We start from the raw sequence: 6,711 nt of genomic DNA, 5'->3' as shown, positions 1-6,711 counted from the left end.
CAAAAATCAATTTTTTGAAATATCACTACCAAAAACCTGCTTTAAGTCTAATTCATTTTTTGTAACATTAAATACCATTTAAAAACTGATAAAAAAAAGCTGCCCTCTTTTAGGACAGCTTCTTTTTCTTACTTTATGAGAAGAATTGTTTACTGGATCCCTTTTACAGTTTACAGTGCTGTGCTTGTATACCTGCTTCTATCGCCATCAGCACAGTTGCCAGAGTACCTACTTGAGCAAAGCGATAAAATATTGCATCTAATATCGTTTGCGGGATTGAAGTTTTTTTATCTGACCGCTGTCTCCCGATTCTACCAAAAATCTGATCTAAATACCAGCATTTTGATTCATGGGTTTTTACTGCTAAGTATTTCGGGAGGAATAATTGAAGTTTTACAGAGCGTGGTACCGGGCAGGAATGCTTCGCTGTCTGACTTTTTGTTTAACAACATAGGTCTTGTATCGGGTCTATTGGTTTTTATCCTATTCCGATACGTTTTAATAGTATTGAAAAACTGGGATTTCTTCTGAACAGGCAATGCATCTGGAGCTCAAGAGCACTTTTTAATAAACCTCCAGAGAAAAACTTCAAATTTTATCTGAATCCCTACAACAGAAACTTGGCTAAAAACTCCATGTAGCCAGCAGGGCAAGGTTGTAGCCATTGGCGTTCAAGGGGCTGCCGGAAGGAGCGAAGAAGAGCTGTGCCAGGAAATTGATGTCGATGTTTTGCCAAACGCTGTAGGTGTAGGAGGGGCCTGCAAACCAGATGCGCTCGTCGGGCAGCCACATGGCTGAGAAGTTGACCGATTGTACCGGGCTGATGGGATAGGCGGCTACGGCCAAAATCTGCCATTCGGAAAAAGCGACGTCGTCAGCTCGCCTGGGGATGAGGGCTGTGAGGGGATTGAGGCCGCCGGCAAGGGGATTCTGACGGCGGTTGTAGGTGGCTTCGAGCGTGCAGAAGAGGCCGCTGCCAAAACCGTAATCGAGGCTGATGGTGGCAGTGTAATTAGAGGGGGGAAGGGTGGGTTGCGGCTCAATGTCGCGGAAGTAAGAGAACTCGCCTTTGAAGCCGAGCTTCCAGAGGGCGCCGGCCCAGCCAAAGCCACCATGCCAGCGATGGCGGAAGTAACCGGCAGTGAATTGCAGATCGTAGCCTGAAACGTTGAAAGAATACAGGGCAGCAGCTACAGAGTTGCTCGGCTGCCACCAACCTGGGTCGGTGCTCAGGCGCTTGCGACCCGGGGCGAAGGCGATTTCAAAGCGCGAGGTAGGCGACAGAAAGCGCTGAAAGCGAAGGGCATCGGCGCCGGGGCGTTCCTGATAGTCGAAATCAAAGAAGGAATAGTTGTTAAACAAATCCTGCGGATTTGTTGCTGGGTTGATGCCCCAGTTAATGCGCTGGCGGCCGATAGAGATTTGCCAAGATTCGGCCTTGTAGTCGAGGTAGAGGCGGTCGGTGATGGTGTGTAGCAAATAATTGCCGCGATGAAGGAGTACGAAGCTGGCGTCAATTGGGCCGTTTAGATCGGTTTGGAGGAAGGCTTTGAAGAAGGGATTGGCCACGTTGGGGCCTGAGAAGAGGCGCGTGCGCTGGCCGGCATAAAGGCTGAAAGAGCCGTGGTGATAGGAGAGATTGAGTCGCTGGTGGAGGGTGTGATTGAGGGGGGAGGTGCTCAGGTCTGTGCGGTCGATGGTGAGGAAGGGGAAGTAGCGCAGATAGCCTTGAGCGCGAAATTGGGCCTGGATGTGTGTGGTGCTGAAGAGCAAAAGGACTGCCCACAGGAGAGCTAAGCGAATAGCTCTGGTGGGTGAGTTCAGTGCCCGGCGAACGAAGTGAGCCGCGCGTGAGGGATAGAAGCGGATATGAGCCGCAGCGGGTGGGGCACTGTGGCACCAGGGCGAGGCTGGCTGGCCCGAAGGGCAGACAACGCAGCCCTGGGGTGGTGGATTTACAGCCTCTTGATTGGGCAAGTAGGATGTGCCACCCCCACCCGCAAGGCGAATATGAGCGGATAGCCCGGCCCGAGCAGCTGCCCGATAGGGCAACCTGCGAGGGACACGCCCAAATAAAAAAACAGAAAAAAATTTTTTAATAACTGCTCTGTGCACGGGGGAATTGGTTTTGGCTGCATCCCTACTAACAAAAACACCGGCCTGTAGGTGCCGGTGCCTTGAGTAAATTTTAGTGAAAAATCACTTGCCGAATTGCTCCATGATGAGCTGGGAAACACCCATACTTGAAAAGCCGCCGTCGTGATAGAGGTTTTGCATGGTGACGCGACGAGTAAGGTCGCTGAAAAGGGTGATGCAATAGTCGGCGCAGTCTTCGGCGGTGGCATTGCCAAGGGGCGACATCTTCTCGGCGTAGTCGATAAAGGCGTCAAATCCCTTAACCCCGCTGCCGGCGGTAGTGCGGGTGGGCGATTGGGATATGGTGTTGATTCTGACTTTCTTGCGCACGCCATAGTGATAGCCGAAGGAGCGGGCTATAGACTCAAGGTAGGCTTTATTTTCAGCCATGTCGTTGTAGTCGGGGAAGGTGCGCTGAGCGGCTATGTAGGTGAGGGCTACTACGCTTCCCCATTCGGCTATGGCATCGAGCTTCCAGGCAGTTTGGAGTACCTTGTGAAAGGAGACGGCTGAAACATCCCACCCCTTGGTGAGCCACTCGTAGTTGAGGTCGGTGTAAGGGCGACCTTTGCGCACGTTAACGGACATGCCGATGGAGTGGAGCACAAAGTCGATGGGGCCACCGAGTATTTCCATGGATTGAATAAAGAGTTTCTCGAGGTCGTCGAGTACAGTGGCATCAGCGGGTATGATGTGGGCATTGGTTTTTTCGGCGAGTTTTTGGATTTCGCCCATGCGCATAGCCACAGGGGCATTGGTAAGGGTGAAGATAGCGCCTTCTTCATAGGCACGCTCGGCTACCTTCCAGGCGATGGAATTAGAGTCCAGAGCTCCGAAGATAATTCCTTTTTTTCCTTTGAGTAAGTTATATGCCATTGTATTGTGGTTTGGGCCAAAAGTAGAACATTTTTCCCGTAAGAAAATTGAGCTATGGCGATGGCCTGAAGTAGAGTGTACTTTTAAATATCGTAAATCTGGATTACGCCAGCGATGGTGCCGGTGCCAGCGTCTTGAACGATGAGGGAGTTGATTTTATGGGCGACCATAAGTTGTTCGGCATCTTTGAGGCTGGCTTCGGGGGAAATGGTTTTGGGGTGTGGGGTCATGATTTGATGAGCGGTGAGGTCGAAGGCCTCTTTACCTCGGCGCTCGAGGAGTCGACGAAGGTCGCCATCGGTGATGATGCCTACTGGGCGCTGATCGATAGCCACGATAGCCAAACCGAGACGGCCCTCGCTCATGGTGGATATGATGGAGGCAAGTGGGCTATCGGGCGGAATGACAGGCAGGCGATCGGTGCGCATGTAGTCTTTCACGCGATTGAGAAGGCGCTTACCAAGACTTCCGCCCGGATGGAAGCGGGCAAAGTTTTCTTCGCGGAAACCGCGAATTTTCATAAGGCTTATGGCGAGAGCATCGCCCAGCGCCAGTGTGACAGTGGTGGAAGAAGTGGGTGCTAGCTCAAGTGGACACGCCTCGCGTGTGATGGCTATGAGCAGGTGAATGTGCGCATTGCGTGCGAGCGTGCTGCCCGCGTTGCCGGTAAGAGCTATGAGGGTATTGCCATTGTGGCGGAGGTAGGGTATGAGTTTGAGGATTTCGTCGGTTTCGCCGGAGTTACTGATAGCCAAGACGACATCGTCAGGCCCTACCATGCCAAGGTCGCCGTGATAAGCTTCGGCCGGGTGCATGAAGAAGCTGGGCGTGCCTGTGCTGGCCAGGGTAGCTGAAATTTTGTGGCCGATGTGACCCGACTTGCCCATGCCGGTAACGATCACCTTACCGCGTGAAGCGGCTATGGCTTGTACGGCCTGAACGAACGACGGACCTAACAAAGAGGCAGTGCGCTGTAGCGATTGAATTTCAATGTCGAAGGTTTGGCGAGCGATGTGCAGAATTTCCTCTGAGCTCATTTACGAGAGTAAGGTATCTAATAGTTGTTCAAATTCGGATAAACGATACATGTTGGCGGCATCGCTCAGGCCTTTTTCGGGCTCAGGGTGGACTTCGAAGAAGTAGCCATCGGCGCCAAAGGCTTTGGCTGCCAGGGCCATAGGCTTAACGAGGGCGCGATTGCCACCGGTGACTCCCCCGCCAGGCTGCTGTACGGCATGGGTGCAGTCCATAATCACCGGAAAGCCATGCTGTTGCAAAGCGGGAATATTGCGAAAATCGACCACCAAATTGTTGTAGCCAAGCATATTGCCGCGTTCGGTAAGCCATATTTGGGAATTTCCGGTTGAAAGAACTTTTTCGGCCGGATACTTCATATCGGCAGCTGTGAGGAATTGGGCTTTTTTGATATTGACGATCTTTCCAGTTTTGCCGGCCTCGACCACCAGATCGGTCTGACGACAGAGGAAGGCTGGTATTTGAACAACGTCAACTACCTGACCTACCGGCGCAGCCTGATGGCTTTCGTGGATATCGGTAGTGACTTCTAAACCATAGGTAGCCTTAATATCGGAAAGCCAGGTAAGTCCTTTTTCGAGACCTGGCCCTCGAAAAGAACTGACAGAGGTGCGATTGGCTTTGTCGAAACTGGCTTTAAAGACAATTCGGTAGCCTTTGCGGGCTTTGATATCGGCGAGCGTTTGGGCTACTTCGGCCATGAGCTCATAGCTTTCCATCACGCAAGGGCCGGCGATTATGACGGGGTTCGTTTTAGAATATTCAAAAAGTGTCATTTAGAGTTCGTTTTCGATGAATTCTTCGAGTTTGTCTTCAAGGCTTTGGGCTTCAACGATCATGGTAAATACTTCGCGTAGTACTCCTTCACCACCCTTGGCTTCGCAGATGTAATCCACTGGGTGATAATGCTGTACCAATCCATCGGCCGGTGCAGCTGAAAAGCCCACTTTGCGAAGGATTTTCAGGTCATTGATATCGTCGCCTACGTAAGCAATTTGATCGTCTGTAAGTTGGTAGGTCTGTTTAAAAAGTTCGTATGCTTCGAGTTTTTTTTTAACACCCGTTTTCACGTAATGGACTTTCAGTGCCTCCATGCGCACCGACAGGGAGTGGGACTGACGGCCTGATATACAGCCTAAAATAAATCCACAATAGCGCATAAAGGGGAAGAATTGCCCATCTTTCACGTGAAAGGCTTTAATTTCTTCGCCTTTTGAGTCAATGATGATCTGGCCATTGGTGAGCACTCCATCTGCATCAAAGAGTATGGCTTTGATGTTGTGGAGTTTCAGTTGGAGAAAGTCGTTTATCATATGGTATTACGATTTTTTTACGGCACTGCATCCGGCCATGGTGGTGATGCGGGTTACTTCTGTGGGCGGGAGTGTTTCATTGCGAATCATAAGCTCTTCTACCATTCGGCGAATTACTTGCATGAAGGCTTCTGCTACCGGTGTACCCTCTTGAAGTACAGCTGGGCGGCCTACGTCTCCACTTTCGCGAATGCTTTGCACCAGCGGGATCTGACCGAGAAGGGGAATATTTAACTCTTCTGCCAGGTATTTTCCACCGTCTTTGCCGAAGATGTAGTAGCGATTCTCTAGCAATTCGGCGGGCGTAAACCAACTCATGTTTTCAATCAGTCCGAGCACAGGCACGTTAATGGAGGGGATGCGAAACATGGCCACACCCTTACGCGCGTCGGCAAGAGATACCGGCTGTGGAGTAGTGACGATGACTGCCCCTGTAAGCGGCACACTCTGTACGAGCGAGAGATGAATGTCGCCGGTACCTGGGGGCAAATCGACAATCATAAAGTCGAGCTCTCCCCAATAGGAGTCCCAAATGAGCTGATTAAGGGCTTTGCTGGCCATTGGGCCGCGCCATACGACAGCTTGATTTGATTGGGCAAAGAATCCGATAGACAGGATTTTTACTCCGTAACTTTCAACGGGCTGCATCATTCCACGTCCATTTACCTGAATGGAAAGCGGGCGCGCCTGAGGTACATCAAACATGATTGGCATGCTGGGACCATAGATGTCGGCATCTACAAGCCCTACCTCAAAACCCATTTTTGCCAAACCTGCCGCTATGTTGGCAGCCACAGTTGACTTTCCAACTCCTCCCTTGCCAGAGGCGATGGCGATGATGTTTTTGACGCCGGGCAGTTCGCTGCCGCGAAGGCGAGGCGTTTCTTCTTTGGCTGATTCGGCCACAATTACATTCACTTTCACCTTTGCCTTGGGATAGGCGTGGTCGTGTATGGCTTTAAGGATATCTACTTCGAGTTTCTTTTTCACGTGTAATGCCGGTGATGGGCATTCTACATCTACAATTACCTCATCGCCGAAGATTTGAAGATTGCGAAGGCGACCGCTTTCAGTAATTTCCGATGAATCGCCGGGGGCTGTAACATGCTTTAGGGCATCACGAATTACATTTTTTTCCAAAGCTTCATTAATTAAGTGCAGTGCAAAGGTACTCAGTACCGAAACTCTAAAAAGGGATGGCCAGAGGATAAAATCTGATAAAAAAAAAAAAAAGAAGCTGTCCTAAAAGAGGGCAGCTTTTTTTTATCAGTTTTTAAATGGTATTTAATGTTACAAAAAATGAATTAGACTTAAAGCAGGTTTTTGGTAGTGATATTTCAAAAAATTGATT

Annotated in this window: 7 protein-coding genes; 1 reads left to right on the top strand and 6 read right to left on the bottom strand. The window is 50.3% G+C overall.

Features of this window, described 5'->3' with window-relative positions; genetic code table 11:
• Window positions 1-135 precede the first annotated feature (135 nt).
• A complete protein-coding gene (locus EIP89_RS11270; protein ID WP_124398790.1) occupies window positions 136-531 on the top strand; it encodes a VanZ family protein in 396 nt (131 codons plus the stop codon).
• 93 nt (window positions 532-624) lie between these two features.
• Here EIP89_RS11270 and EIP89_RS11265 read toward each other — a convergent pair whose 3' ends face one another.
• The 6 genes from EIP89_RS11265 to EIP89_RS11240 form a co-directional block, all read right to left on the bottom strand.
• Window positions 625-2,115: a hypothetical protein gene (locus EIP89_RS11265; RefSeq protein WP_124398789.1), complete on the bottom strand. Its 1,491-nt coding sequence runs from the start codon at window positions 2,113-2,115 to the stop codon at window positions 625-627.
• 84 nt (window positions 2,116-2,199) lie between these two features.
• A complete protein-coding gene (locus EIP89_RS11260; protein ID WP_124398788.1) occupies window positions 2,200-3,012 on the bottom strand; it encodes an enoyl-ACP reductase FabI in 813 nt (270 codons plus the stop codon).
• Between the two features lie 83 nt (window positions 3,013-3,095).
• Window positions 3,096-4,049 carry a KpsF/GutQ family sugar-phosphate isomerase gene (locus EIP89_RS11255; RefSeq protein ID WP_124398787.1) on the bottom strand — a complete coding sequence of 318 codons (954 nt, stop codon included), beginning with the start codon at window positions 4,047-4,049 and terminating at the stop codon, window positions 3,096-3,098.
• Window positions 4,050-4,823 (bottom strand): 3-deoxy-8-phosphooctulonate synthase, encoded by a 774-nt coding sequence (gene kdsA / locus EIP89_RS11250; protein ID WP_124398786.1) that lies wholly within the window; start codon window positions 4,821-4,823, stop codon window positions 4,050-4,052.
• A complete protein-coding gene (locus tag EIP89_RS11245; RefSeq protein ID WP_124398785.1) occupies window positions 4,824-5,360 on the bottom strand; it encodes a KdsC family phosphatase in 537 nt (178 codons plus the stop codon).
• Window positions 5,361-5,366: 6 nt separating this feature from the next.
• Window positions 5,367-6,500, bottom strand: coding sequence for an Mrp/NBP35 family ATP-binding protein (locus EIP89_RS11240; protein WP_245966149.1), 1,134 nt, complete (start codon window positions 6,498-6,500; stop codon window positions 5,367-5,369).
• Window positions 6,501-6,711 lie beyond the last annotated feature (211 nt).

This window comes from Thermaurantimonas aggregans, from assembly GCF_003851885.1.
In the GTDB taxonomy this organism is placed as follows: Bacteria; Bacteroidota; Bacteroidia; order Flavobacteriales; family Schleiferiaceae; genus Thermaurantimonas; species Thermaurantimonas aggregans.
This window is presented reverse-complemented; position numbering and strand designations above follow the sequence as displayed.

Coding starts and splice junctions, on each gene's coding strand:
- EIP89_RS11270 (WP_124398790.1), top strand. CDS start 136: ATGAGAAGAATTGTTTACTGGATCCCTTTTACAGTTTACAGTGCTGTG.
- EIP89_RS11260 (WP_124398788.1), bottom strand. CDS start 3,012: ATGGCATATAACTTACTCAAAGGAAAAAAAGGAATTATCTTCGGAGCT.
- EIP89_RS11255 (WP_124398787.1), bottom strand. CDS start 4,049: ATGAGCTCAGAGGAAATTCTGCACATCGCTCGCCAAACCTTCGACATT.
- kdsA (WP_124398786.1), bottom strand. CDS start 4,823: ATGACACTTTTTGAATATTCTAAAACGAACCCCGTCATAATCGCCGGC.
- EIP89_RS11245 (WP_124398785.1), bottom strand. CDS start 5,360: ATGATAAACGACTTTCTCCAACTGAAACTCCACAACATCAAAGCCATA.